The organism is Shewanella electrica (assembly GCF_022321485.1).
GTDB classification, from domain to species: domain Bacteria; phylum Pseudomonadota; class Gammaproteobacteria; order Enterobacterales; family Shewanellaceae; genus Shewanella; species Shewanella electrica.
Window position 1 is genome coordinate 1 of record NZ_JAKOGG010000019.1, and the last position, 26,496, is coordinate 26,496.

Genomic DNA, 26,496 nt, shown 5'->3' on the forward strand with positions numbered 1-26,496 from the left:
GGGGGTCGCGGGTTCGAGTCCCGTCCGCTCCGCCAACACATCAAGGCCTCGTCTTACGACGAGGCCTTTTTGTTTTTTTACTGTAAAACACCTATCTCATTAGCCATCTGCGTAGTTCATTGGCTGCTTAGCTAAATATCTATTAATTAATCACTGCGTAATTTAGCGTTCATTCAGTAACACTGACGCATATCAATACTCTCTGCAAACTAACTTCATAGAATGATGCCTTTCGATGTTGTCTAGGGTTCGTCTACGGATGAGCTACTAGGTAGCATTGCTGGCTCAAGGATAGGGAAAGGGTAGCGGAGAATATGAATCAGTTTGTCATTGCTAATTCACGTGACTGTTTGGGGTGTCGTGCTTGTGAAGTGGCCTGTGTGCTATCTCACAATGAAGGACAATTTCCCGTTACTGAGGCGCTGTTTCAGCCTCGCATCCATGTGGTAAGGCATGACAAAGGCGCAACGGCTGTTGCTTGCCATCACTGTGAGGATGCGCCGTGCGCTAACGCCTGCCCTGTCGCGGCAATTCATTATGACAACGGCATGGTGCAGCTTAATCAGGCTGAGTGTATTGGCTGTCGTAGCTGTGTCATTGCTTGCCCGTTTGGGGCGATGGCGATGGTGGAAACCGCTGAGCAAGCTATGCTGGCGCAGAAGTGTGATTTATGTGTGCAGCACTCTGGTCCCGCTTGTGTGGATGCTTGCCCCACTGGGTCGCTGTCATTGCTTGATAGTGCAGCATTGGTGCAGTTACGTCGTGCTAAACAGCTCAACACCACCAGTGGTCGAGTTACACCTGAAGTGCCACGTTACGGTGAGCTGCATCAACAGATTGTGGCTTTAACTCATTCTCCCCGCAAACTGGCAGACAAGTCGCCGTTAGCTGCCCGGCAACAGAGTTTTATTGAGACTTACCAAGCGCTCTCGGCCGCTCAGGTGACAGAACAAGCATCCCGCTGTTTGAGTTGCAGTGATAACCCTCACTGTCAATGGCGCTGCCCGCTACACAATCAGATCCCCGATTGGCTACAGCTAGCGGCGGCAGGCGATGTTATCGGTGCCGCCACGATATCCAACCACACTAGTTCGTTACCAGAGATCTGCGGCCGAGTATGTCCACAGGATAAACTTTGTGAAGGTGGATGTACGCTGAAGCCGAGTCATGGTGCGGTCACTATCGGTAATATCGAGCGCTACATTAACGATCAGGCGTTAGCGCAGGGTTGGCGCCCTCAGTTGCCGCCAGTCCAAAGTAGCGGTCGTCGAGTTGCCATTATTGGCTCCGGCCCTGCTGGTCTAGGTTGTGCCGATGTGCTGTTACGCCATGGCGTGCAACCTGTGGTGTTTGAGCGTCAGCCAGAGATTGGTGGCATGCTTACCTTTGGCATTCCCTCGTTTAAGTTGGCGAAAACCGTGGTACAGCAGCGGCGCGCGTTGTTTAGTGACATGGGCATCGAGTTCCAATTAAACACTGAGGTTGGAACTGACATCACTATCGAGCAGTTGCTCGCCGAGTTTGATGCGGTGTTTGTTGGCGCTGGCACTTACCAGTCGATGCGAGCCGGGCTGGATAACGAGCAGGCGCCGGGCGTCTATGAAGCGCTGCCTTATCTTACCGCTAATACCAAGCACCTCATGGGCATACCGCAGCAAGCTGATGCACCGTATATCAACTTAGCCGATCAGCGCGTGGTGGTGCTCGGTGGTGGCGATACGGCGATGGATTGCTTACGCACGGCGGTCAGGCAGCAAGCTGCGTCGGTGACCTGTGCTTATCGCCGTGATGAAGCGAACATGCCCGGCTCTGTGAAAGAGGTGGCTAATGCCAAGGAAGAGGGCGCTGAGTTTCTGTTTAATGTGCAGCCTACATCAATTTTGTGTGGCGATGATGGTCGTCTACGTGCCGTGCAGTTTGTTAGAACTGAATTAGGTGAACCCGATGCGTCAGGTCGGCGTCGGCCACAAGTAGTGGCGGGCTCTGAATTTGAACTTGCGGCAGACGCACTGATTATTGCGTTTGGCTTTAGCGCACATTCGATGCCGTGGTTAGAGGCCGCAGGTGTTGCTCTCAACCGTTGGGGCTTGATTGAGGCCAGTGCGACCAGTCGCTATCCGCTGCAAACTTCGCATCCCAAAATTTTCGCCGGTGGCGATATTGTGCGTGGTGCAGATTTAGTGGTGACGGCGATGGCGGATGGCCGCTTAGCGGCGAAGGGGATTGTCGCGTCATTAGGTTTGTAAACACGTCATAATAGTTGCCCTCAAAGCGTCTGTAATGCAGGCGCTTTTGTCATTTATAGTGCAAGCTAAAAGTCGTGACTTCATACCCTTTTAGCCCTATTTGGCGTACCCTCTATAAGCAATATCGATTAAACGCAGGAGCATGAATGAAGCTGGAAATGATTTGTACCGGAGAAGAGGTGCTGTCCGGTCAGATAGTCGATACCAATGCGGCATGGTTTGCCAATCTGATGATGGAACATGGCATCGAAGTTCAACGGCGAGTTACCGTGGGTGACCGCATGGAAGATCTGGTCGCCGTGTTTCAAGAACGTAGCCATCATGCGGATATTATTCTGGTTAACGGTGGTTTGGGGCCAACGTCAGATGATCTTTCCGCTGAGGCGATGGCGCAAGCCAAAGGCGAGCCATTAGTCGAAAACAAATGGTGGCGTGAGCACCTTGAGCAATGGTTTAGCCAAAATAATCGGGTGATGTCGGCGAATAATCTCAAGCAAGCATGGTTGCCAGAATCTGCCATCATGATTGATAACCCCGTCGGTACGGCGTGTGGTTTTCGGGTCAAACTGAACCGCGCATGGCTGTTTTTCACCCCGGGCGTTCCCTTTGAATTAAAACATATGGTGCGCGAGCAATTTTTACCGTTCGTGCAGCAGGAATTTGGTATTAACGCCCACGTGGCGTTGGAGAAGATCCTCACCTTTGGTCACGGTGAATCATTGCTGGCATCAAAGTTAGAACCGTTGACCATTCCTGACGGCATCACCTTGGGCTATCGCTCTTCGATGCCGCATATCGAAATTAAGCTATTTGCTCGCGGTGATGCTGCGATCGCGCAGTTACCCGCGATCACTGAACAGGTAAAGTCGGTGCTGGGAGCGGCAGTGGTGGCTGAGAATAAAGCCACATTGGCGGAAGAGATCCATGCAAAACTGTATCGCTCGGGCAAGACTTTAGCCGCAGCGGAGTCATGCACTGGAGGGATGATCACCAGCCAATTGGTCGCTTTCCCAGGTAGTTCAACCTATTTGCACCACGGCTTGGTGACGTACTCCAATGAGAGCAAGGTAAAAGTATTAGGGGTACAACCGCAGACCTTAGATGATTTTGGCGCGGTATCGATTCCGGTAGTTGAAGAGATGGCGAAAGGCGCGCGCGAGTTACTCGATAGCGATTTTGCACTGGCAACCAGTGGTATTGCTGGCCCTGATGGCGGTACCGACGAGAAGCCGGTTGGCACCGTGGCAATTGCCTTGGCAACCCGTAATGCGGTTTATAGCCAGATGGTGAAAATCTCTGGTCGCTCGCGTGATTTGGTGCGTTCACTCAGTGCTGCAGTGGCGTATGACATGTTACGTCGCGAGTTAAATGATGAAGCAGTGATTGTGGATTACAGCTCGATTAAACGTTATCCCAAGTAACTGTTTGATAATGAAAAAGGGCTCTGTTGAGCCCTTTTTGTTATTTGAACATTAAGATCAGCTGACCGGGTTCGACCTTGATACTCTTGGTCATTGAGGCGATTTTTGCTTCCGTGGCTTTGCTATCATCCAGCACATAAATCGGTTGCAGTTGCAGCAGCCCTTTAGCCTGATTCGCAAAATCACGTGCGACTGGATTTATCAGTGTTTGCAGTTTCTCCGGCGTCAACTGTACGTCTTCCAGCTGCATATCATCGAGATATAAACCGTGGTTACTGGGTTCATAACGCGGTTTCGCACTGAATTTAGCCACCATAGTGGCCGACAGCGGAAACACTGGCGACTTAATCTTTAACGCGGCGGTGGCTTTCACTGAAATCCGCTCAGGTTGTTCACCCAGTGACACTTCTAATGACTGCACGCCAGATTCAACCAACATGCGGCCGCTATCAAGCGTGAACTGCTTAACCACTTTATCGTTAAGATATTGCTGAACTTGCTGTTCCGAGATGCTGTACTGGCTAGCGCAACCGCCGAGCCAGAGCAGCAGGGGTAATAAAAGTAACCGTTTGATCAACCTGTATTCCTCATACCGGCGGCAACACCGGCAATAGTTAACATCAGTGCCAGCTCTAGTTTAGCACTGGGCTGAGTCTCCTTGCGAGTGCGGCCGAGCAGCTCGGCTTGCAGGAAGTTTAACGGATCGATGTAAGGGTTACGCAATTGAATGGATTCACGGTTCCACGGGGTGTGCGACATCAAATAATCGCTGCCAGTGAGACGGTGCACCACATCAACACCCAATTGTAGGCGGCCAATCAGTTTTTCACCGAGATGATGCAGCTCTTTCGGCACTAAGCACTTCTCGTAGTAGCGGGCTAAGTTCGGCTCTGCTTTGGCAAACACCATCTCCATCATCGAGATGCGGGTGGCAAAGAATGGCCATTGCTGTTCCATCTCTTTGAGCAATCCCTCTTCACCACGATCAATCGCCTGTTGCAGCGATTCGCCGGCACCGAGCCACGCAGGCAGCATTAAGCGGTTTTGCGACCAAGCAAAAATCCACGGAATTGCCCGTAAGCTTTCAATGCCGCCATCCACTTTACGTTTAGCTGGGCGGCTACCGAGCGGCAGTTTGCCAAGTTCGATTTCCGGAGTGGCAGCGCGGAAGTACGGCACAAAGTCGGGTTCATTACGCACCACATCGCGGTACGCCGCGACAGATTCGGCTGCAATGCGGTCCATACATGCACGCCATGCCGCTTTCGGCTCCGGCGGTGGCAGTAGCGTGGCTTCCATCACCGCCGAGGTATACAAGGCCAACGATTGAATCGCCAATTTGGGTAAACCAAATTTAAAGCGAATCATCTCACCTTGTTCGGTGACGCGAATACGGCCATCTACCGAGCCAGGTGGTTGCGACAGAATGGCATCGTGGGCGGGAGCGCCGCCACGGCCGACAGTACCACCGCGACCATGAAACAGCACTAATTTCACTCCAGCCGCTTTGCAGACGGCCACCAATTGATCTTGCGCTTTATACTGTGCCCAACCTGCAGCCATGACCCCAGCGTCTTTGGCGGAATCGGAGTAACCAATCATCACTTCCTGCATGCCGTGGGTGTAATCGCGGTACCAATCAATGCTCAATAGTTGCTGCATCACATCGGCGGCGTTGGTCAAATCTTCCAACGTTTCAAACAGTGGCACCACGCGGATCGGATGTTTGCAGCCACACTTCTTCAACAGCAATAGCACGGCGAGCACATCCGATGGCGTGCTTGCCATAGAGATGACATAAGATCCCAAAGCTCGCGGCGGCTGGGCGGCAATCAGTTTGAAGGTTGACCAGACTTCGTTGACGTCATCTGATGGCTTCCACGTGTTAGGGATCAATGGCCGACGGCCGCGCAGTTCTTTAAGCAGGAAGGCTTGTTTGTCGGCCTCGCTCCAACTGCCGTAATCGCCCATATCTAAATATTGAGTCAGTTCGCTCAGCACCTCGGTGTGGCGGCTGGAGTCTTGGCGAATATCCAAGCGCAACATGTGAATGCCAAAACAGGCGATACGGCGCAGCATATCCAACAGCAAACCGTTTGCAATCAACCGCATACCGCAGTCATACAAGCTGGTGTAGAGCATCATCAGTGGCTTTTTAAGGTCATCCTCATGCCAAATGATGCTGTTTTGATCGACTTCTGGCCGATGGCCCTCGATACGCGCGTTGAGATAATCGATGGTGTTGCGCAGTTTCTGGCGCAGGTCACGCAACACTACACGATAAGGCTCGGGGCTGTTATCGGTATAAGCCAACAGCTCAGCATTGGCCTTCGTCATGGAGAGTTCATCGACCAACAACACGATATCTTTCAGGTGTAAACGCGCTGCCGCGTGGCGGTTACGGTCGAGTACCTCTTCAGTCACTTTGGCGGTAACAAATGGGTTGCCATCGCGGTCGCCGCCCATCCAGCTCGAGAAACGTACTGGGGCAAAGTCTGTTGGTAATTGCTCACCGGTGCGGTCTTGAACGCGGTCATTTAACTGCCGCAGAAAATCGGGAATCGCCTGCCACAGCGACGCTTCAATGGTCGACAGCCCCCAGCGTGCTTCATCTACTGGCGTTGGGCGCTGCTCGCGGATTTCGTTCGTATGCCAAATCTGTGCAATCAACTGGCGCAGACGCAGGTGCAACTGGGTGGTTTCGCGCTCGCTTAGTTGGGGGTTTTCTAGTGCGGCGAGACAATCAACAATCGCGGCATATTTGTAGATCAGTGTGCGGCGGGAAATTTCTGTCGGATGTGCGGTGAGCACTAAATCGATATCGAGATTCAGCAGGCATTCCAGCATCTGCTGTTGGTCGACCGGGCCGTCATCCAACATTTTACCCAGTAGTTGCTCTACTGGATCGGGCACGCACACCAGCTCATCGCAGTTGCGGCTGATGGTATGAAATTGCTCCGCAATGTTGGCCAAGTTGAGAAACTGGTTGAAAGCTTTGGCAACCGGCACCAGTTGATCATCGGGGAGTGCGGTCAAAAGTTGCAGCATCCGCTCACCTGCGGCGGTGTCGCCTTGGCGTGATTGCTTGGCTAGTAGCCGAATCTGTTCCACCTTATCTAGAAATGATTCTCCTAGATCGGTACTCATGGTTTCCCCCAGCATCTGACCTAACATATTCACGTTAGCTCTCAGCGGTGCATACATATCTGCCATTTATTGCTTACTCCATTCTCGTGTCGGGCATCGGCCAAACTGAACCATGCACAATACCTATCCTTTCACCTATTGGTCAATATGTAATACAAATGTGACAACTGCGATTGCAAATTCTGTAGTTATTTGCATTTGTTTTGCATATTTAGCGATTATTACTCGCTGGCATGCCAAGGTTCGGCGCGCGTGCTTTGTGTCAGGCGTCTTTATCCCTGCAACATCTGTCGTTATTCACGCATCGATAGATAGTCGTTGCGTGAGTGAACTGGCAATTTATTCACCAATTAATGCGGAATGCAATATATAAATATTCACATATATTGCATGATTAAACATTTGTGGTAATCTTGCACACAATTCTGACGTGGGTGAACCCTTCAAATCTCTTAGCGCAGTAGCCGCTACCAGTGCGATGCTCAAGGTTCTCCGAAAATAATAGCTGCGAATAATCCTAGTGGCGTTAAACTAAACAGCGTGCAGTTTTATTGGGCAGTTCTATGCTGCCCATTTTTATTGATCAGATAACGATGCGAGTGCGATGAAAAATATTGCCATTATCGGTGCTAGCGGTTACACCGGCGCCCAAATTACAGCCCTTATTCAAGCTGAAGCGGAACTTTCCATTCAAGGGTTGTATGTATCGGAAAACAGTCTCGACCAAGGTAAACCTTTGGCTGAGCTGTACCCTGTTTATCAGCAAGTGAAACATTGTTTGCAACCATTAACTGCCGACGCCAAAGCGGCGATTGTTAATGAAGCTGATGCGGTGGTGTTAGCCACCGAACATGTGATCAGTTTGGAACTTGCTGCCTATTTTTATCAGCAAGGTTTAGCGGTATTTGATTTAAGTGGTGCCTATCGTTTTAGCGATGCAGCGCAATATCCCAAATGGTATGGCTTTGAGCATAACCAGCCAGAAGTGTTGGCCCAAGCGGTTTATGGCTTAGCAGAATGGAACGCTGCTGCCGTGGCAAAGACGCGCATGATTGCGGTGCCCGGCTGTTACCCAACAGCGTCATTAACTGCCCTGAAACCGTTGAAGCCGTTTTTGACTGACGCCTATCCAGTGATCAACGCCGTCAGTGGCGTGACTGGTGCTGGCCGTAAGGCGCAGCTGCATACCAGTTTTTGTGAAGTGTCATTAACGCCGTACGGCGTGCTGGGTCATCGTCATCAACCAGAAATTGCTACCCAGTTGGGGCAAGAAGTGATCTTCACGCCGCACCTTGGCAACTTCAAACGGGGTATTTTGGCCACCATTACCGTGCAGCTGAAAAAAGGCACCACCACTGAACAGATCAGTGAAGCCTACTCAGTGTATGACAACTCTGACATCGTCAAAGTAATGCACAACCGTTTCCCTAAAGTGGACGACGTGGTGCTAACGCCTAACTGTATTCTCGGGTGGAAGTATGACGAGCAGAGTGGCTACTTGGTGGTGTCTAGCGCCATCGACAATTTAATGAAAGGTGCAGCGAGCCAAGCATTGCAATGCATAAAGATTCATTACCAATTGGCTTAATGTGACCCATAAGGAGATTGTGATGAGCACAAATGAAACCGTATTGGTATTGAAGGTTGGCGGCGCGCTGATGCAGAGCCCAGAAGGCTTGCAAGGTTTGATGAAAACCGCGGCAGACATGGTGAATGCTGGCCGCAAAGTGGTGCTAGTGCATGGCGGCGGTTATTTGGTAGATGAACAGCTGGCAGCAAACGGCATGGTATCGGAAAAGGTTGATGGCCTGCGGGTCAGCCCGAAAGAACACATGCCGATCGTTGTTGGCGCGTTAGCCGGTACTTCTAACAAAGTATTGCAAGGTGCTGCGACAGCTGCGGGTGCCACAGTGGTGGGCTTAAGCCTCGCTGATGGCAACTTAGTGGATGCCAGTATCAAAGACCCACGCCTCGGTATGGTGGGGCAGGTTGCCCCTAAAGATGGCACTTATTTGAAATTTATTTTATCGCAAGGCTGGTTGCCGATTGTCAGCTCGATTGCGATGACCACTGACGGTGAACTGCTCAACGTCAATGCTGATGATGCCGCCACTGTGCTGGCGAAACTTGTGCATGGTCAGTTAATCCTGTTGTCGGATGTACCAGGGGTACTGGACGGCAATGGCGAGCTGTTGAGTAGTTTGAATCGGGCACAGATTGCCGAATTAGTTGCGCAAGGCGTGATTGCTAAAGGCATGAAAGTGAAAGTGGAGGCTGCCTTGGAGGTAGCCGAACAGATGGGGCAGCCAGTTCAGGTTGCTTCATGGCGAGATGCAGCTCAATTAGCTGCGCTGGCCCGGGGAGAGCACATCGGCACGCAAATACAACCATAGAAAGGATGAATTATGAAGCACCTGTTGTCTCTGAAAGAACTGAGCCAAACGCAATTGTTGGCTCTGTTAGAGCTGGCGAAAAAAATTAAAGCCGCACCTGAGGAATACCGTACTGCGCTCGATGGCAAAAGTGTGGTGATGCTGTTTGAAAAACCCTCACTGCGTACTCGCGTCAGCTTTGATATCGGGATCAACAAGCTAGGTGGCCACTGTGTCTACATGGATCAGCAAAACGGTGCTTTAGGTAAACGTGAGTCAGTAGCGGATTTCGCCGGCAATATCTCGCAATGGGCCGATGGTATTGTGGCGCGTACTTTTAGCCATGTCACCATTGAAGAGTTAGCCGAATATGGCTCAGTGCCAGTGATCAATGCGCTATCTGACTTATACCACCCATGCCAAGCTTTGGCGGATTTTCTTACCTTGTATGAAAACGAAGGTGATCTGAAACACGTCAAACTGGCTTATATGGGGGATGGTAATAACGTCACTCATTCTCTGATGCTGGGCGCCGCGGTGCTCGGCATGCAGATGACAGTTATCTGCCCTGAAGGCCATTTCCCAGATGGCTTTGTGGTGACCCAAGCGCAACAACTGGCGGCGGCACATGGCGGCAGCTTACTGCTGACTTCTGACGTTGCTGCGCTGGAAGAGGTCGATGCGGTATACACCGACACTTGGATCTCCATGGGCGATAACACCAAATTGTCAGATATCGCGGCTAAATTTGGCCAATACCAAGTCACCCGCGAAATGATGGATAAGTATCAAGTGAAATACTTCATGCACTGTCTTCCAGCCCACCGCGGCGTTGAAGTCACTGATGAAGTGATGGATGGTGCTGGCTCGCTGATCCTTCAGCAAGCGCAAAACCGCATGCACGCACAAAATGCGGTGCTGGTAACTCTGTTAAGTTGATGGCTGCGGCCTTGGAATTCAGGAAATAATCATGTCTATCGCAAAAACAAATACTCAAGTGAAAAAAGTCGTATTGGCATATTCCGGCGGCTTGGATACCTCGGCGATTATCCCGTGGCTGAAAGAAACCTATAACAACTGCGAAATCGTCGCGTTCTGTGCTGACGTTGGTCAAGGCGCGGAAGAACTGGTGGGCTTAGAAGAGAAGGCGCTGGCATCAGGCGCATCTGAATGTTACATCGTCGATTTGAAAGAAGAGTTGGTGAAAGATTACATCTACCCAACCATCGCCACTGGCGCAGTGTACGAAGGGACTTACCTGCTGGGTACCTCAATGGCACGGCCAATTATTGCCAAAGCGCAAGTAGAAGTGGCGCGTAAAGTGGGCGCTGACGCGGTGGCTCACGGTTGTACCGGTAAAGGTAACGACCAAGTACGTTTTGAAGGCTGCTTCGCCGCGCTGGCACCAGATTTGACCGTGATTGCGCCATGGCGTGAATGGACCATGGAAAGCCGCGAAGATCTGCTGGCGTACTTGGCTGAACGCAACATCAAAACCACAGCATCAGCGACTAAGATCTACAGCCGTGATGCCAACGCTTGGCACATCTCTACCGAAGGTGGCGAGCTGGAAAGTACTTGGAACGAACCTTCAAAAGCTGTGTGGACTTGGACTGCAGAGCCAGAAGATGCACCCAATGAAGCAGAATACGTCACTGTTAAAGTGGAAAACTGCCGCATCACCGAAGTGAACGGGGAAGCGCTGACACCCTACGGCGTGCTGCTGAAATTGAACGAAATCGCTGCGCCCCACGGTGTTGGCCGTATCGATATCACCGAAAACCGTTTGGTGGGCATGAAGTCTCGTGGCTGCTACGAAACCCCAGGCGGTACTGTGATGATGGCCGCACTGCGTGCCATTGAAGAGTTGGTGTTGGATAAATCATGCCGCGCATGGCGTGAGCAGATCGCTGGCCAAATGTCACATCTGGTGTACGACGGTCGTTGGTTTACGCCATTGTGCGAATCATTGGTAGCAGCATCAGAAGCACTGGCGAAAGACGTTAACGGTGAAGTGGTGTTGAAACTCTACAAAGGCCAAGTCACTGCCGTTAAGAAAAAATCACCTAACAGCCTGTATTCTGAAGCATTTGCTACCTTTGGTGCTGATAATGTTTACGATCAGAAACACGCTGAAGGCTTTATCCGTCTCTACTCTTTGGCCAGCCGCATCCGCGCACTGAACAGCCAAAAGTAACCGAATAAAGCGCAAGGGCGCCGCGGCGCCCTTTTTTATTGAACCGAATACGAGGGATTTATCATGGCGTTATGGGGTGGCAGATTCAGCGGTCCTAGCAGCGAGCTGTTTCAACTGTTCAATGACTCTTTGCCAGTGGATTATCGACTGGTAGAACAAGACATTCAGGGCTCAGTCGCTTGGGCTACAGCGATTGCCAGCGTCGGCATTTTGACCAGCGATGAGCTAACGGCATTGCATCAAGCGTTGGCCGAACTTCTGGATGAAGTGCGCGCTGAACCAACACAAATTGTCGCTTCCGGCGCAGAAGATATTCACAGCTTTGTCGAACAAAAGCTGATTGAGAAAGTCGGTGATCTCGGTAAAAAACTGCACACTGGCCGCTCGCGTAACGACCAAGTGGCGACTGACCTGAAACTCTGGTGCAAAGAGGAAGGCGCGGCGGTACTTGAGCTGCTACAAGGTCTACGCCAAGAGATGCTCGCCGTTGCTGCGCGTGAAGTCGACGCGGTTATGCCGGGCTACACTCACCTGCAACGGGCGCAACCGGTGACCTTTGGGCATTGGGCTTTGGCGTATGTAGAGATGTTTGAGCGCGATATTTCGCGCCTCGAAGACACTATGAACCGCCTCAATACTTGCCCACTCGGCAGTGGTGCGCTGGCTGGTACCGCTTATGCGATTGACCGTTATGCGCTGGCGAAAAGCCTCAACTTTGCCGCGCCGACGCTAAACAGCTTAGATAGTGTGTCGGATCGTGACCACGTAGTTGAACTGTGCTCCAACGCCTCAATCAGCATGCTGCACTTGAGCCGCATGGCGGAAGATATGATCTTCTTCAACTCTGGCGAAGCGAACTTTATCGAATTGGCGGACAACGTCACCTCTGGCTCATCCTTGATGCCACAGAAGAAAAACCCCGATGCGCTGGAGCTGATCCGCGGTAAAGCGGGGCGGGTTTATGGCTCGCTGGTAGGCATTCTCACCACCATGAAAGCACTGCCGCTGGCGTACAACAAAGACATGCAGGAAGACAAAGAAGGGCTGTTTGATGTGATCGACAGCTGGAGCTTGTGTCTGAAAATGGCGGCGTTGGTGCTCGAAGGCGTAAAAGTGAACCGTGACAACGCCCGTACTGCGGCGCAGCAAGGTTATGCTAACGCCACTGAACTGGCCGATTATTTGGTGAGTAAAGGCATGCCGTTCCGCGAAGCGCACCATGTGGTGGGTGAAGTGGTGGTGCAAGCCATTAGCGAAGGCAAAGCGATTGAAGAGTTGCCGCTGGCGCAACTGCAAGGCTTTGCGGCAGTGATTAGCGACGATGTTTATCCGAACTTGACCATTGAAGCCTGCTTAGAAAAACGCGATGTGCTGGGTGGTACGGCGGTTAATCAAGTCAAAGCCGCGCTAGCTGCTAAAAAGTAACAGACTGATAAAAAACAAAAAGCACGCTAAATTAGCGTGCTTTTTTGTACGGTAAATTCAGGCGCTAACGGTTATCCCGCTGCGACAGCCTCAGTGCTTTCATCGCGCTTAATGCGATAGGTGTACAAGGTTTGCAGCAATTTATCTTCCAGCGCAAAGCGGGTTTCCATGGTGTCACCCAACTGGGCTAAATCTTGGTCGAGTGCCAGCAGCATGTCATCGTTTTCAGCGTTGGAGTAGGTATCAATAAAATCGAGCAGACTGTCGGTGGTTTCGAGCACCTCGGGCATCAGCCTATCGGTAATGGCCGAGCCTTCAGGGAAGGAGTGCATAATGTGGTTGATAATGCGGAAGTGGCATTCTGAGATGTAATCCACCATGTGGTCACAGAAAATATGCACTTGCTGAATCCCCGGCAGGGATTTTTCAGCCACGCCGCACGGCGATAATCCCGCCAGTTTGAAATACTGGATCAGCAGTTCTCTGCGGGTTTGCAACCAACGGTCGATTAAGCGGCTTTCACCACCCCATTTTTCTTCGGCTTGAGCGAGTTTTTTCAGCATATTGAGACTCCTTACCGCCTTGATAGATTAAATTTAGGCGAGTTAGCCTCACCTTGGCAACCTTTGTTGACTCATCGGACGACTATACATTGTACGGGTGTGGTTCGCCCAACATGCTTGCTGGACGGCAGCTCGGTGTTGTTGGTGGCGAATCACGATACGGCACATCATCTGTCTTACCTTAATCACGCTCTGCTTGCTGTAAAAATAACCAGCAAAGATTAACAGCCCTAAAAAATAAAAAGCCCAGCGGCAGATAACTACAGCTGGGCGAGGAAATTTTTAACGGGCTCGATGTGACGAGCTTCTTGATTGTTCTTGCTAGCGCAGAATTTTTATACCAAAGCGAGGGAACTGGTGCAACTGTTTTTGGTCTTAAGTGGGCTTAGTCTGTGTCACTTTCCGCTATTTTATGCCAGTCCGTGATCTGCCATTCAAAACCATGCATTGTGTGAAATTTCATCGAATTGGCCTATTCATGGTTGATGGTCACAGAAATACCGCGTTTCGGGTTACATTAGCGCAGCAAATGCTAAACTAGCGCCCCAGCACAACCAACCCAAAGCAACTCAAGGGACAGCCAAATGGCAGAATTGAAGAATGATCGTTATTTGCGTGCACTGCTGAAACAACCAGTGGACGTAACGCCTGTATGGATGATGCGCCAAGCTGGCCGTTATCTGCCTGAATATAAAGCAACTCGTGCGCAAGCGGGTGATTTTATGTCACTGTGCCGCAACGCTGATTTGGCTTGCGAAGTGACCCTGCAACCACTGCGTCGTTATGATTTAGATGCAGCGATTCTGTTCTCAGACATTCTGACTGTGCCAGATGCAATGGGCTTAGGTTTGTTCTTCGAAGCGGGCGAAGGTCCACGCTTTGAACGTAAAGCTAACACTATCGACACCATTAAAGCGCTGCCAATTCCTGATCCAGAAGATGAGCTGGGTTACGTGATGAAAGCGGTTAGCACCATCCGCCGCGAACTGAACGGCGCAGTGCCATTGATTGGTTTCTCTGGTTCACCTTGGACGCTGGCAACTTACATGGTGGAAGGCGGTTCAAGCAAAGCGTTTGAACAGATCAAACGTATGATGTACTCAGAGCCAGCGGCACTGCATATGTTGTTAGACAAACTGGCCGATTCGGTCACTTTGTACTTGAATGCGCAGATTGCTAACGGTGCGCAAGCCGTGATGATCTTTGACTCATGGGGAGGTGCACTGTCGCACGCGGCCTACCGTGAATTCTCCCTGCGTTACATGCAGAAAATCATCAACGGTCTGACCCGCGAAGCAGAAGGCCGCCGTGTACCAGTGACCCTGTTCACCAAAGGTGGCGGTTTGTGGTTGGAAGCGATGGCAGAAACTGGTGCCGATGCACTGGGTCTGGACTGGACTATCGACATCGCTGATGCACGTCGTCGCGTGGGTGACAAAGTGGCGCTGCAAGGCAACATGGACCCATCAGCCCTGTACGCCCCAATTCCGCGTATTGAAGAAGAGGTGGCCAATATTCTGGCGGGCTACGGTGAAGGTACTGGCCACGTATTCAACTTGGGCCACGGTATTCACCAGCACGTTGATCCAGAACATGCCGGCGCATTTGTGAAGTCAGTCCACGAGCTGTCACGTAAGTATCACAAATAAGTTGTACGCTGTTTAACGCTCGGTAAAGCCTCCTTTTTGGAGGCTTTTTTGTTTTTTTAAGCATAATTTAAGCGCCAGAGGTTCAATCTGCTGTGCTAAATCAATAAAATATGCTCTCATTTTGGGCATGCTTTACCCAGTTTTTGTAAAGCGTAGTAAACGGATTTTCTAGGAACATTCCTAGGGCTAAGGTGGCCCGTCTTATCAGTGATATGGCGTTATCTTGTAGGCGGTACTGATGCAGTTGGTGGGCTCACTCTATGTTGTTTAGCGATAGAATTCGCACCTTTATATTATTTTTCTGTGTTCCTGCGTTATTTGCCGTGACCTATGGTTTACATCAATGGTTTGAATACCGCATCGACAATCAGAGAACGCAGACTCAAGCGCTAGAAAATCAGCGTATTGTTAACCATTTTGAAGCTGACTCACGTCGGCTGTTGTTGTTGGCGCAACTGTATGCGACCAATGTTGACGATGCACAACGGCAGCCGTTGTGGCAAGTACCGCTAGTGCAACGAGATGTCCAAGTATTCCACCTGCAAGATAACACGCTTACACCACTCGGTAGCGACGGTCCCATCGATGCGTCGTTGCAACAAGCCATTCTGAAACTTCATTCTCTTGGGCAATACGGTTTTGGTGCCTCCTTGCTTAACCAACTGCCGTTAGCCATTGGCTACCAACGCCTAGATGATGGTCACTATATTGTGGTCGTGCGTCAGTTGTCGGCGCTGTACTTTAATAGCTTGCGCCAAGGGGAACTCACCGACAGTATCGCGTTAGAAGCCGCCAATAGTGCCCAACTACTTGGTAGTGCGGAGCAGCAGATTAGCCACGTCGCAGTAACGTCTGTTTCAGGTTTTCCATTGATGTTGGCTATCCAACATCAACCCGACAGATATGCGGCCATGGCGTGGCACAATACCGCCATGGTGCTCGGTCTTTGCATCGGCGGCTTATTGATTTTGTGGCTCGGTTACTTATGGCTGCGGCGTTATCTATTAGCGCCGTTTGCGTCATTAATGCAGCAAATTCAAACGATTGATCCGACCTCGGCGCAGATGACCTCGCTCCATGTTGGTCCGCAAGAGTTGCACGCGCTGAGCGACAGCATCAATAGCTTACTGACAGGGTTCTCGCATCATCGTGCTCGGGCGCGCATTACCTTAGCCGCGATTGCTGAAGCGGTGATCGTGACTGATCGCCAGTCGGTCGTGACTTATATGAATCCTCAAGCCGAGAAACTGTTGCAGATTGTTTTGTCACCAGAGCGGAAGACAACCATCGGCAATCTGCTCAATATTGATAACAGCCTCGATGCTGAGTTGCAGCAGTTTATGGCATCGGCGAGCCAGTCGATTGAACATCGCAAAATGCGCCTGCAACTTAAGCACACCTGTGTGCTTGACCGCGCGCTCACCAACTTGCGCGATCCGCAAGGCAACGTGATTGGTTCGGTGATGGTGCTGCGAGATATCACCGCCGAAGAAAAACTCAAGCTTGAACTAAGACGTCGCGCCAACAACGACGCCACTACAGGTTTGCTCAATCGCCATGCGTTTGAGAGCCAACTTCCCAGCTACATTAATCATGCGCGTTCTATTGCTGTGTGTTATCTCGATTTAGAGCAATTTAAATTGATCAACGATAACTGTGGCCATGTGGCTGGTGACCGCATGTTGGCGCTGGTCGCCAAGGCGATGACCAGCGTTATTGGTAAACATGGGTTGCTCGCGCGTTTAGGTGGCGATGAATTTGGTTTGGTATTACGTGATTTCTCCGCCGTGGCCGTTGCACGCTTGTTGAAGAAAGTGTCACAACAGGTGGCGATGCAGGCGGTACACCATGAGGGCGTACATTATCGCGTCGGGGTCAGTATCGGGGTGGCGTTTTATCATGGTCATCAGCCTGAAACTCACGAACTGCTGAAAGATGCCGACATCGCCTGTATTGCGGCCAAGCGCAAAGGCTCCAATAAAATCCATTTCTATGATCAGCACGATCAACAACTCAGCTACGAGCGTAATGCGCCTAAGTGGGCACATCGTATTACCCAAGCGATTGAAACGCGAGAGTTGATGTTGTACTTCCAACCGATACGTTCGCTCAACGGCGTCAGTAAACGCCAACGGTTAGAGATCTTGTTACGCATTAAAGGCGAACAAGGGCGTGTGTTGCCGCCAGCGCAGTTTATTGCGGCGGCGGAGCGGTTTAAGTTGATGCCTGATGTTGATAAAGAGGTGATCCGCAAAGCGTTCGAATGGTTGTCGCAGCACCGCGAGGTGATTGGCACCATTTCGCTGTCGATCAACCTGTCGGCGAACAGTTTAGGCGCCGATGGCATGATGGAATACATTGCTGATCAGCAATTGATGTTTGATGTGCCAAGTAGCTGTATCTGCTTTGAAATTACCGAAACCAGCGCCATTCAAAACCGTCAAAAGGCGATGCAGATGCTGGATCAACTGCGCAAACTTGGCTTCTCCTTGGCATTGGATGACTTTGGTAGCGGTTTTGCGTCTTACGGTTATCTGCGCGAATTGCCGGTGGATTACGTCAAAATTGATGGCTGTTTTGTCCGCCAAATTGCCACCAATGCGCGTGATTTTGCCATCGTAAAATCGATTCACGATGTGTGCTGCACTATGGGCGTTGAAACCGTGGCGGAGTTTGTTGAAAGCAGCGAGATTATCGACAGGCTCAACGAAATTGGTATCAACTACGCGCAGGGTTACGCTATCGGCCGACCAAAGCCGCTGGAGCAATATCAGCATGGTTTGCGAGTGGTGGGCGCACAGGTCAGCCAACTACATGGTCAGGCGGTTAACGAATAGCTTTTTTTTGGATGACCTAACAGACAACAAAAACGGCGCTCGATGCGCCGTTTTTATTGATGGGATTTCGTCAACGTAAGACTATTTCCCTTGCTCGCGAGCAATGGCGCGATAGCCGATATCGGTACGGAAATACACGTCATCCCAGTGGATTTCATTCACCAGAGTGTAGGCGGCTTTTTGCGCTTCAGTCACTGTGTTACCCAGCGCCGTTGCGCACAACACGCGACCGCCTGCCGTTACTACGTGTGCGCCGTCCAGCTTAGTACCAGCGTGGAATACTTTAGCGTTGGTATCACCCAGTGACAGCCCTTCAATCACGTCACCTTTGCGATATTCGTCAGGGTAGCCGCCCGCTGCCAATACCACGCCAACCGCTGCGCGGTCATCGTATTCAGCGGTCACTTTATCCAGCTCGCCTTTACAGCCAGCCAAACACAGCGCTACCAAGTCTGATTTTAGGCGCATCATGATCGGTTGGGTTTCTGGGTCGCCGAAGCGGCAGTTGTATTCCAGCACTTTGGCGGTGCCGTCTGGCGCAATCATCAAACCGGCGTACAAAAAGCCAGTGTACACGTTGCCTTCAGCCGCCATGCCATCCACGGTTGGGCGAATCACGTTTGCTACCACCCAATCGTGAATATCTTGGGTGACGACTGGTGCTGGTGAGTAAGCGCCCATGCCGCCGGTGTTCGGGCCGTTGTCGGCGTTGTCGCGTGCTTTATGATCTTGGCTGGTGGCCATTGGCAGAATGTTTTTGCCATCGACCATCACGATAAAGCTAGCTTCTTCGCCTTTAAGGAACTCTTCGATAACCACGCGCGAACCGGCTTCACCGAATTTGTTGCCTGCCAGCATATCTTCAATCGCCGCATCGGCTTCGGCTTGGTCTTGTGCGATGATCACGCCTTTACCTGCTGCTAAGCCATCAGCTTTGATAACCACCGGGAAACCGGTTGCTGCTGCTAACTCTGCCGCGTAGGCTTTGGCTGGCGCGATTTCAGTCAGGTTTTTATAAGCCGCGGTTGGAATGTTGTGGCGTGCCAAAAAGTCTTTGGTGAACGCTTTAGAGCCTTCCAGCTGCGCAGCCGCTTGAGTTGGGCCAAAGATGTTGAGACCGGCGGCGCGGAACGCATCCACCACACCAATCACCAATGGCGCTTCTGGGCCAACAATGGTCAGCTCAACCGCATTTTCTTGGGCAAAGGCCAACAGCGCTGGCACGTCAGTGGCGCTAATGTCGATGTTTTGCAGTTTCGGTTCGTGGGCGGTGCCGGCGTTACCCGGTGCGACAAACACCACTTCTACATCGTTGTTTTGTGCCGCTTTCCACGCTAAGGCGTGTTCACGACCGCCACCACCAATAACAAGAACTTTCATAGAGTTATCCCTTCGCTGAAACGGCAGCGTGTCAACGCTGCCGGCAAAATCTTAGTGACGGAAATGGCGCATGCCAGTGAACACCATTGCCATGCCTGCTTCGTCAGCAGCGGCAATCACTTCTTCGTCGCGGATTGAACCACCTGGTTGAATGATACAGCTGATGCCAGCCGCCGCGGCAGCATCGATACCATCGCGGAATGGGAAGAAGGCGTCAGATGCCATGACTGAACCCTCAACCACTAGCCCTTCATCGGCAGCTTTGATGCCAGCGATTTTCGCGCTGTATACGCGGCTCATTTGGCCTGCGCCTACGCCGATGGTCATGCCATCTTTGGCGTAAACGATGGCGTTAGATTTAACGAATTTGGCGACTTTCCAGCAGAACAGCAGATCTTTTAGCTCAGCTGCAGTCGGTTGACGTTTGGTCACCACTTTCAAATCAGCTTCAGTGATCACGCCTTGGTCGCGGTCTTGTACCAACATGCCGCCGTTAACGCGTTTGTAATCAAAACTGGTGGTTTTGTCGGCCCATTGACCACATTCCAGCAAACGTACGTTGGCTTTCTTGGCAACCACTTCACGTGCTTCAGCGCTGACGACTGGCGCGATGATCACTTCAACGAATTGACGTTCAACGATCGCCGCTGCGGTTTTGCCATCCAACTCGCGGTTGAAGGCGATGATGCCGCCAAAGGCTGAGGTTGGGTCGGTTTTAAAAGCGCGTTCGTACGCGGCGAAGATGTCGCTATCAACGGCTACACCACAAGGGTTCGCGTGTTTCACGATAACGCAGGCGGGTTCAGCGAATTCTTTTACGCATTCCAGCGCGGCATCAGTATCAGCGATGTTGTTGTAAGACAGCGCTTTACCTTGCAGCTGGGTAGCGGTGGCAACTGAGGCTTCATCAGCGTTCAGGTCAACATAGAAAGCCGCGTCTTGATGGCTGTTTTCGCCATAACGCAGGTCTTGTTTTTTCACCAACTGGGTGTTGTAAGTGCGTGGGAATTTAGAATCGTCGTTGCACTCTGCATCGCTGTGCGCTGGCACCATAGTGCCGAAGTAGTTAGCGATCATGCCATCGTATGCCGCAGTGTGCTCGTACGCCGCAATCGCTAAATCAAAACGGGTGTTATAAGTAGTAGAACCTTGGTTGGCCGCCATTTCTGCCAACACTTTGTCGTAGTCAGCTGCGTTAACCACAATGGTCACATCTTTATGGTTTTTGGCTGCTGCGCGCACCATGGTTGGGCCGCCGATATCGATGTTTTCGATAGCGTCTTCTAGGGTGCAATCAGGTTTTGCTACGGTTGCAGCAAATGGGTACAGGTTAACTGCCACCAGATCGATAGGGCTGATGTTGTTGTTTGCCATTACCTGCTCATCGATGCCACGACGGGCGAGAATGCCGCCGTGAACTTTCGGGTGCAGGGTTTTAACACGACCATCCATGATTTCTGGGTGACCGGTGTAGTCGGAAACTTCGACAACCGGGATGCCGTTGTCAGCCAACAAACGTGCAGTACCACCGGTGGACAGCAGTTCAACACCTTGCGCGTGCAGGGCTTTAGCAAATTCCAAAATTCCGGTTTTATCAGATACGCTCAGCAAAGCGCGACGAATAGGTCTGGCATTATTCATTTTGGGTACAGTTTTCCAGTTTTAGTTTCAAGGATCTTTCGGAAAGCTCAATTTGATCAAGCTGTTGCGGGACAGCGTTAATCGTGCTTTACGAAAATCCCTCAAAACGCATCGTATGACTGCGCGCGAGCTGGGGGCGTATTCTAACGCAAAACCACCGCTGCCGTTGTCTTTTCTACGCGATTACACAATATCAAATCGTGAACAAAGCCGATTAAATAAACAGCGAAATGCAACTAATTTACATTTGCTAGCTGTTGACCTTGGAGTAGACTCTAAGGTTTATACTCCGCACCAATCAACTACCGAGGTCAGTATGTTTCGTATCGGCGAACTGGCAAAACAGCATGGTATCAATGCAGATACGCTGCGTTTTTACGAAAAGCATGGTCTGTTGGCGCCATCGGCGCGCAGTGATAACGGTTACCGCGTATATAGCCGTGATGATGCGCAGCGCTTAGCGTTTATTTTGCGAGCGAAAGCCGTGGGGTTTTCCCTTGGGGAAATCACCGAGCTGCTGTCGATTGAAGTGAATAAATCACAGCGAGTATGCAGTGATGTCAAAGACGTAGTTGATGATAAGTTAATGAAAGTAAGTGAGAAAATTGCCGAGTTAGAGCGTTTTCGCTTTTCACTACAGCTGTTGTCTGACGGTTGCTGCGGTGGTTCACACAGCGCCGAACATTGCACTATTTTGCAAGCGCTGGAGTCATGCGAACCAGCGGATTTTTCGCAGTTAGCGGCAGAAACTCATGCCGATAGTTAACGCGGTTAAATAACGGGAGATCGTCCATGTCGATTATGGATCATTTTATAGCCCTATTTTTGGAGTCGGCACCTTGGCTATTGCTGGGGTTAATCTTAGCGGGAATGCTAAAAGTATTTGTGCCAATGAGCTGGATGAATAAGCAGCTCGGTGGTCACGGTTTCAAAGCCACGCTTAAAGCCGCGCTGTTTGGTGCGCCGCTGCCATTGTGCTCTTGCGGCGTTATTCCAGCGGCAGTTGGGCTGCGTCGTAGTGGCGCTTCAAAAGCGGCGACCACGTCATTTTTAGTCTCGACGCCAGAAACTGGGGTCGATTCGGTGACGGTTTCTTATGTGTTACTCGGCCCATTTATGGCGATTGTGCGGCCGATTGCGGCGATAACCAGCGCGATTGTTGCTGGGTTACTGGTGGGCCGCGATGAAGATAAAGCGGAAACGACCGCCGCTGATACAACAGCGGCTAGTGCTACATCTTGCTGCTCAAGCGCGACAGATACTGCCAATAATGCGGCTAAGTCGGCCACGACCTTCAAACCTGCGACCTTCAAACCAATGGCGGCAGCGCCGTTGGTTAACAGCGGCACAATGATGAATGTGAGCGCTAACAATGAGTCGAGCTGTTGTGGCGATAAGACCGCTAAAGTGGAGCAGAGTTGTTGTGGTAGCGATAGTCACCACGTGGAGAAAAGTAGTTGTTGCAGTAGCGAGCCTAAGGCTGCTGCTAGTTGCTGTTCATCCTCAACCACTCAAACGGATAGCTGTTGTAGCTCAGATGCTAGCAGTGGTAGTAGTTGTTGCGGCGATGCGCCGGTAGCAAGCAATGCCACCGTGGTGCAAAAGCTGTTGCAAGGGCTGAAATATGCCGCGACGGATTTGATTGAAGATACCGCCATATGGTTGCTGGTGGGTTTATTCTTCGCCGCCTTGGTACAAACTTATGTGCCAGCTGATTTCCTCGCGCAGTGGGGCAACGGCTTGTTGGCAATGTTGGTGATGGTGTTGGTATCTATTCCAATGTACATCTGCGCTACGGCATCAACGCCGATTGCGGCGGGTTTATTGCTGGCAGGCGTGTCACCAGGTGCCGTGTTGGTATTTATGTTGGCGGGGCCAGCCACCAATATCGCAACATTAGGTGTGGTCGCTAAAGAGATGGGGCGTCGCGCACTGTTTGGTTATCTCGGCGGGGTGCTGGGTGTGGCGTTGGTGTTTGGCTGGATCGTGAACATTCTGGTGGCGAACTTTGGTTTTGAGGTGATGCCACAGCTCGGTGAAGAACACCGCGTGTTGCCAGATGTAATTGTGAACTACTCGGCGATTATTTTGGCGGTGTTAATGGCTAAAGTGCTGTACGACAAGCTGCCGGGCAAATCTGTCCATAAAGATTGCTGTTCATAGCTCTTAATAATGTGCCAATTAAAAAGGCGCTCAGTGAGCGCCTTTCGTATGTAACAGGTTTGAGAAAACACAAATTTTCAATTTATTTGCCTGCTTGAACTGACTCCACAGAAGTGCCTTTGCTTTGTTTCTTGGCGGCTTTTAACGCACGTTTTTCTTTGGCCGTATGTTGGGGTTGTTTCTTTGCTTCTTTGCTGTTCTTGTGTTCTTTACTCATGGTTGTCCTTCCGTATTCTGTTAGGCGTAACCGTTGGACAGCGGGTGTTACATTTATAGCTGTCCGGCGATTCCAAGATTCACTGACAGCTGGCGGTGGGATGTTGCCATCAAACCAGTTGTATCAAGCCCTCATGGCCCGATAGATTTATTCTACGCCTTGCTCAAAGAAGCGGAATGGTTTGCTTATATAATAATTTTTGCTTAGAAATCGTTTTTAGTTTCTTGGTGTCATAACGCATGCCACCGCTGTCATGTTGGATTGTCACTTATCTGGAACAGTTGGTAAGTTTTGAGGTTACTAATAAAATTAAAGTAACAGTTGTACAATAGCGCTGTTCATGGTGACGCTTAATGACCACCTCCCAGCAAGGTCATGGGCTTATTTGATTAAGCTAAGCGTTAAGTATTCCGGCAGTGGCCTAGTCACTCAATGTCGATGTGGGAAAGGTTGGCCGTGCTTCCCGGCGCTTTTAATCCCTGCCAATTGCCCCACATCGGCTGCCGGAAGCTTTAAATTTTCCCTTCTTGTTTGTTAATCTGCCTTTTTTATCCATTTGGTGGGCGCCCTATGTTGTGGCAAACCTTGAGTTTTGCTGAGCTATCAACGGCACAGTTATATGAATTATTGCAGTTACGGGTCGATGTTTTTGTGGTGGAGCAGCACTGTGCCTATCCCGAACTCGATGGCAAAGATTGCTTGGCGCACACTCGCCACTTACTGGGTACTGATAGCCAAGGCAAGCTACAAGCTTATGCCCGTTTGTTGGCGCCGGGAGTATCGTATGCCGAGCCGAGTATTGGCCGTGTTGTGGTGAATGCGGCGGTTAGAGGGCAGGGGATTGCGCAGCAACTGATGCAGCAAGCCATCGCACAATGCGAGCAGCTGTGGCCGCAGCAGGCGATCACGATTGGGGCGCAGCAGTATTTGATGGCATTTTATCAATCGCTAGATTTTATCTGTGTATCGGCAGGCTATTTGGAAGATGGGATTCCCCATATCGATATGCGCCGCACTGGCCGATAAAACAACAAAGGAGCCAGCGGCTCCTTTGTTGTTAGTGCTTAATATGGGGATTAAGCACGGATCTTGATCTGTGGGTCTAGATCAATATTACCTTCGCTGTCGATGGCAGCGAGCTGCTGATTTTGGGCGACGATCGCTAAAGATTCGTTGTACACCTTGCGGATGAATAGCAAACGATAGCCATATCCCTGTAGCCGATAAAAAGCCATCTTCTGTTCGGCCGTCAATGCCTGCCAAACTTTATCGTTTGGCGTAGCTGTCCCTCGTCTCTCTTGAATAACTGCTTGTGAGTGGACCATATACTTCGTCTTGGTTGATTCAACGGTATGCATATTAAATGCCTCTTGCTAGATCAATCTTTATCCATAATGATGCAATCTTGAGCAATGTTAATGTACCTAGCTTTACGCCCGCCTGCTAGCTAAAAGTGTAACAAAACGTCAATTTATTGAACTGCGTCAATCTATGGTGCGGTGTTTAACAGCTTTATGGTGCGTATTGGGCTGGCGATATCAATATTGGCTTGTTGCAGCGCATGCCAAATCGCCAAATTGATACGGTACTTGTCTTGAAAGTAACTGGCGGTAGGGATCCAGTAGCGCACGCCTATTTCGAGCCCCGCATCAGTAAAGTCATTAATGCCGACCTGCACCGGTTGCGATTTGTCGACCTCAGTAAATGAGGCCAGCACCTCTTCAATCAATGGAATGACGACGCTCGGTTCAGTGCTAAACGCAATAGTGAGCTTGAGTTCCACGAGCTTGTTAGCGAAGGAGTTATGCAGTATTTCGCCAATGATATGTTTGTTGGGGATCGTTATCTGCTCACCTTCTTCATTGGTTAGCACGGTCATGCCCAAGTGAATATCAGCGACTTGGCCAGTGATCTCTTTAATGGTGATGGTGTTACCCACCACAAATGGCCGCGTCACAATGATGGTAACGCCTGCGGCGTAGTTGGACAGCATGCCTTGTACTGCTAAACCTGCACCGAGTGAGGCGGCACCGATTGCGGCAATCATTGGTGTGATGCTGATACCTAGTTTGCCCAAACAGATGATGAGCACCATGGCGATAATGATCAGCCGGATCAGATTGCTAACAAAGCCCGACAGGGTGATATCAATATTGTGTTGTTTGAGTTTATTACTGGTCCAGTTAGCTACCTTATTGGACAGCCATAAACCGAGCAGAAAGATCAGCAGCGCGCCTAACAGTTGGAAACTGTAATTCACTAAAAACTCTACGATGACTTGATAGACTTGCTGTAGCTGCGCCAGTTCTTGATCCAGTCCATTTTCCGCCATAATGCGCTCCTTTTGCCGCAGTTTGGTCACACAGTTTATGCTATGGTGGCTCACCGCTGGACAGTGTCCACGGCAGGCTCAATATACAACGAACTGACAAGGTACATAATGAAATCTAAAAAGTTGCTGTTGTTTTTCTGGCTGTTAACGACTTCTTTTGCGAGTTGGAGTAGTGAATACGCCATTGGCGATACGTTGCCCAATGCCCAATTTGAAGATCAATTTGCCCATGCGGTGGTGGTTAATAATGAGACGCGTTGGTTGGTGTTTACCCGCTCAATGGCGGGGGCGGAAGTGGCGCAAGAAGCACTAGCAGGCGTGACCACCGAACAGCTTACTAAGGCGCATATGAGTTATGTGGCGGATATCAGCGGCATGCCCTCGCTGATTTTCAAGTTGGTGGCATTACCTAAAATGCAGGATTTGAGTTATAGCATTGCGCTGGATAGAGAAGGTGAACTCACTAAATACTATCCGGTGGCTGACGGCACCGCCGCATTGTTGGATCTGAAAGAGATGCAACTGACGCAAATTCGTTACTTCGACAAAGCCAGTGCGTTGAAGGATGCACTACAACCACTGCTTAGCCGCTAAATCTTTAGCCGATGTTAATCAGCTGTTTAACATCGGCTATAATTCACCTTAAGCTAATGCTTGCAATTCCTGAAAAATCTTATTTATCAAATCATTATAACGATGCAGTTTTTGTGACTGAAAGTTATCAAAATTTTGCTGAATTAAAATGAAGCAATCTATTGATATTTATTGAATTTATTTGATTTGTATCGCCAGCTTTCCATATTGAATAAAAATTTACAGCAATGGGTAAAAAATTCATTGCATCGTAACTAAAAATATCGTCTACTTCGCACGATTTTCAACCTGACACGGCTAGCAGATTGTTGC

The 26,496-nt window shown here is 50.4% G+C and carries 21 protein-coding genes and 1 pseudogene; 14 read left to right on the forward strand and 8 right to left on the reverse strand.

Going from position 1 to position 26,496, the window contains the following annotated elements; genetic code table 11:
• Window positions 1-314: 314 nt before the first annotated feature.
• From L9G74_RS22400 to L9G74_RS17850, 3 genes and pseudogenes are all read left to right on the forward strand, one after another.
• A pseudogene (locus L9G74_RS22400) lies at window positions 315-719 on the forward strand (4Fe-4S dicluster domain-containing protein); the annotation flags it as partial.
• 120 nt (window positions 720-839) lie between these two features.
• Complete coding sequence (locus L9G74_RS17845; protein ID WP_326521522.1) at window positions 840-2,246, forward strand: FAD-dependent oxidoreductase; 1,407 nt, start codon at window positions 840-842, stop codon at window positions 2,244-2,246.
• A gap of 146 nt (window positions 2,247-2,392) precedes the next feature.
• On the forward strand, window positions 2,393-3,667 hold the full coding sequence (locus tag L9G74_RS17850; RefSeq protein WP_238898129.1) for a CinA family nicotinamide mononucleotide deamidase-related protein: 1,275 nt from the start codon (window positions 2,393-2,395) through the stop codon (window positions 3,665-3,667).
• A gap of 40 nt (window positions 3,668-3,707) precedes the next feature.
• Here the strand turns inward: L9G74_RS17850 and L9G74_RS17855 are convergent, their stop codons facing one another.
• A complete protein-coding gene (locus tag L9G74_RS17855; protein ID WP_238898130.1) occupies window positions 3,708-4,244 on the reverse strand; it encodes a YceB family lipoprotein in 537 nt (178 codons plus the stop codon).
• A complete protein-coding gene (ppc, locus tag L9G74_RS17860; protein WP_238898131.1) occupies window positions 4,241-6,880 on the reverse strand; it encodes a phosphoenolpyruvate carboxylase in 2,640 nt (879 codons plus the stop codon). The genes L9G74_RS17855 and ppc overlap by 4 nt, the downstream gene beginning before the upstream one ends.
• A 538-nt stretch (window positions 6,881-7,418) precedes the next feature.
• Here ppc and argC point away from each other — a divergent pair.
• The 5 genes from argC to argH all read left to right on the forward strand — a co-directional run bounded on the left by argC (window position 7,419) and on the right by argH (window position 12,808).
• Complete coding sequence (argC, locus tag L9G74_RS17865; protein ID WP_238898132.1) at window positions 7,419-8,402, forward strand: N-acetyl-gamma-glutamyl-phosphate reductase; 984 nt, start codon at window positions 7,419-7,421, stop codon at window positions 8,400-8,402.
• A gap of 22 nt (window positions 8,403-8,424) precedes the next feature.
• Window positions 8,425-9,207, forward strand: coding sequence for an acetylglutamate kinase (argB, locus tag L9G74_RS17870; RefSeq protein WP_238898133.1), 783 nt, complete (start codon window positions 8,425-8,427; stop codon window positions 9,205-9,207).
• A 12-nt stretch (window positions 9,208-9,219) separates the two neighbouring features.
• Entirely contained in the window at window positions 9,220-10,125 is a 906-nt protein-coding gene (locus tag L9G74_RS17875) for an ornithine carbamoyltransferase (protein WP_238898134.1), read from the forward strand.
• A 31-nt stretch (window positions 10,126-10,156) separates the two neighbouring features.
• On the forward strand, window positions 10,157-11,383 hold the full coding sequence (locus L9G74_RS17880) for an argininosuccinate synthase (RefSeq protein WP_238898135.1): 1,227 nt from the start codon (window positions 10,157-10,159) through the stop codon (window positions 11,381-11,383).
• 63 nt (window positions 11,384-11,446) lie between these two features.
• Entirely contained in the window at window positions 11,447-12,808 is a 1,362-nt protein-coding gene (argH, locus tag L9G74_RS17885; protein WP_238898136.1) for an argininosuccinate lyase, read from the forward strand.
• 71 nt (window positions 12,809-12,879) lie between these two features.
• Here the strand turns inward: argH and rsd are convergent, their stop codons facing one another.
• Complete coding sequence (gene rsd, locus L9G74_RS17890; RefSeq protein WP_238898137.1) at window positions 12,880-13,371, reverse strand: sigma D regulator; 492 nt, start codon at window positions 13,369-13,371, stop codon at window positions 12,880-12,882.
• Between the two features lie 584 nt (window positions 13,372-13,955).
• On the opposite strand from rsd, the gene hemE reads away from it, so the two are divergent.
• Window positions 13,956-15,020, forward strand: coding sequence for a uroporphyrinogen decarboxylase (gene hemE / locus L9G74_RS17895; protein WP_238898138.1), 1,065 nt, complete (start codon window positions 13,956-13,958; stop codon window positions 15,018-15,020).
• Between the two features lie 260 nt (window positions 15,021-15,280).
• A complete protein-coding gene (locus L9G74_RS17900; protein WP_238898139.1) occupies window positions 15,281-17,857 on the forward strand; it encodes a putative bifunctional diguanylate cyclase/phosphodiesterase in 2,577 nt (858 codons plus the stop codon).
• Window positions 17,858-17,938: 81 nt separating this feature from the next.
• Here L9G74_RS17900 and purD read toward each other — a convergent pair whose 3' ends face one another.
• Both purD and purH read right to left on the reverse strand, forming a co-directional pair.
• On the reverse strand, window positions 17,939-19,237 hold the full coding sequence (gene purD / locus L9G74_RS17905; RefSeq protein WP_238898140.1) for a phosphoribosylamine--glycine ligase: 1,299 nt from the start codon (window positions 19,235-19,237) through the stop codon (window positions 17,939-17,941).
• A gap of 51 nt (window positions 19,238-19,288) precedes the next feature.
• Window positions 19,289-20,878, reverse strand: a complete 1,590-nt coding sequence (gene purH, locus L9G74_RS17910) for a bifunctional phosphoribosylaminoimidazolecarboxamide formyltransferase/IMP cyclohydrolase (RefSeq protein WP_238898141.1) — start codon at window positions 20,876-20,878, stop codon at window positions 19,289-19,291.
• Window positions 20,879-21,194: 316 nt separating this feature from the next.
• Here purH and zntR point away from each other — a divergent pair, with 316 nt between their 5' ends.
• Entirely contained in the window at window positions 21,195-21,644 is a 450-nt protein-coding gene (gene zntR / locus L9G74_RS17915; protein ID WP_238898142.1) for a Zn(2+)-responsive transcriptional regulator, read from the forward strand.
• A gap of 26 nt (window positions 21,645-21,670) precedes the next feature.
• Window positions 21,671-23,041: an SO_0444 family Cu/Zn efflux transporter gene (locus tag L9G74_RS17920; RefSeq protein WP_238898143.1), complete on the forward strand. Its 1,371-nt coding sequence runs from the start codon at window positions 21,671-21,673 to the stop codon at window positions 23,039-23,041.
• 82 nt (window positions 23,042-23,123) lie between these two features.
• On the opposite strand, the gene L9G74_RS22350 is transcribed toward L9G74_RS17920, so the two are convergent.
• Window positions 23,124-23,258 (reverse strand): hypothetical protein, encoded by a 135-nt coding sequence (locus L9G74_RS22350; protein ID WP_275297515.1) that lies wholly within the window; start codon window positions 23,256-23,258, stop codon window positions 23,124-23,126.
• A gap of 570 nt (window positions 23,259-23,828) precedes the next feature.
• Between L9G74_RS22350 and L9G74_RS17925 the strand changes: the two genes are divergently transcribed.
• Window positions 23,829-24,284, forward strand: coding sequence for a GNAT family N-acetyltransferase (locus L9G74_RS17925; protein ID WP_238898144.1), 456 nt, complete (start codon window positions 23,829-23,831; stop codon window positions 24,282-24,284).
• Between the two features lie 50 nt (window positions 24,285-24,334).
• Here the strand turns inward: L9G74_RS17925 and L9G74_RS17930 are convergent, their stop codons facing one another.
• Window positions 24,335-24,616 carry a hypothetical protein gene (locus tag L9G74_RS17930; RefSeq protein WP_238898145.1) on the reverse strand — a complete coding sequence of 94 codons (282 nt, stop codon included), beginning with the start codon at window positions 24,614-24,616 and terminating at the stop codon, window positions 24,335-24,337.
• A 131-nt stretch (window positions 24,617-24,747) separates the two neighbouring features.
• Window positions 24,748-25,590, reverse strand: a complete 843-nt coding sequence (locus L9G74_RS17935) for a mechanosensitive ion channel family protein (RefSeq protein WP_238898146.1) — start codon at window positions 25,588-25,590, stop codon at window positions 24,748-24,750.
• A 108-nt stretch (window positions 25,591-25,698) separates the two neighbouring features.
• Between L9G74_RS17935 and L9G74_RS17940 the strand changes: the two genes are divergently transcribed.
• Window positions 25,699-26,184, forward strand: coding sequence for a hypothetical protein (locus L9G74_RS17940; RefSeq protein WP_238898147.1), 486 nt, complete (start codon window positions 25,699-25,701; stop codon window positions 26,182-26,184).
• Window positions 26,185-26,496 lie beyond the last annotated feature (312 nt).

What these genes read in the sequence shown, in the direction of transcription:
- argC (WP_238898132.1), top strand. Translation starts at nt 7,419, where the DNA reads ATGAAAAATATTGCCATTATCGGTGCTAGCGGTTACACCGGCGCCCAA.
- L9G74_RS17935 (WP_238898146.1), bottom strand. Translation starts at nt 25,590, where the DNA reads ATGGCGGAAAATGGACTGGATCAAGAACTGGCGCAGCTACAGCAAGTC.
- L9G74_RS17900 (WP_238898139.1), top strand. Translation starts at nt 15,281, where the DNA reads ATGTTGTTTAGCGATAGAATTCGCACCTTTATATTATTTTTCTGTGTT.
- L9G74_RS17880 (WP_238898135.1), top strand. Translation starts at nt 10,157, where the DNA reads ATGTCTATCGCAAAAACAAATACTCAAGTGAAAAAAGTCGTATTGGCA.
- L9G74_RS17940 (WP_238898147.1), top strand. Translation starts at nt 25,699, where the DNA reads ATGAAATCTAAAAAGTTGCTGTTGTTTTTCTGGCTGTTAACGACTTCT.
- L9G74_RS17850 (WP_238898129.1), top strand. Translation starts at nt 2,393, where the DNA reads ATGAAGCTGGAAATGATTTGTACCGGAGAAGAGGTGCTGTCCGGTCAG.
- rsd (WP_238898137.1), bottom strand. Translation starts at nt 13,371, where the DNA reads ATGCTGAAAAAACTCGCTCAAGCCGAAGAAAAATGGGGTGGTGAAAGC.
- argB (WP_238898133.1), top strand. Translation starts at nt 8,425, where the DNA reads ATGAGCACAAATGAAACCGTATTGGTATTGAAGGTTGGCGGCGCGCTG.
- zntR (WP_238898142.1), top strand. Translation starts at nt 21,195, where the DNA reads ATGTTTCGTATCGGCGAACTGGCAAAACAGCATGGTATCAATGCAGAT.
- L9G74_RS17875 (WP_238898134.1), top strand. Translation starts at nt 9,220, where the DNA reads ATGAAGCACCTGTTGTCTCTGAAAGAACTGAGCCAAACGCAATTGTTG.
- L9G74_RS22350 (WP_275297515.1), bottom strand. Translation starts at nt 23,258, where the DNA reads ATGAGTAAAGAACACAAGAACAGCAAAGAAGCAAAGAAACAACCCCAA.
- argH (WP_238898136.1), top strand. Translation starts at nt 11,447, where the DNA reads ATGGCGTTATGGGGTGGCAGATTCAGCGGTCCTAGCAGCGAGCTGTTT.
- L9G74_RS17930 (WP_238898145.1), bottom strand. Translation starts at nt 24,616, where the DNA reads ATGCATACCGTTGAATCAACCAAGACGAAGTATATGGTCCACTCACAA.
- L9G74_RS17920 (WP_238898143.1), top strand. Translation starts at nt 21,671, where the DNA reads ATGTCGATTATGGATCATTTTATAGCCCTATTTTTGGAGTCGGCACCT.
- L9G74_RS17925 (WP_238898144.1), top strand. Translation starts at nt 23,829, where the DNA reads ATGTTGTGGCAAACCTTGAGTTTTGCTGAGCTATCAACGGCACAGTTA.
- purD (WP_238898140.1), bottom strand. Translation starts at nt 19,237, where the DNA reads ATGAAAGTTCTTGTTATTGGTGGTGGCGGTCGTGAACACGCCTTAGCG.
- hemE (WP_238898138.1), top strand. Translation starts at nt 13,956, where the DNA reads ATGGCAGAATTGAAGAATGATCGTTATTTGCGTGCACTGCTGAAACAA.
- ppc (WP_238898131.1), bottom strand. Translation starts at nt 6,880, where the DNA reads ATGGCAGATATGTATGCACCGCTGAGAGCTAACGTGAATATGTTAGGT.
- purH (WP_238898141.1), bottom strand. Translation starts at nt 20,878, where the DNA reads ATGAATAATGCCAGACCTATTCGTCGCGCTTTGCTGAGCGTATCTGAT.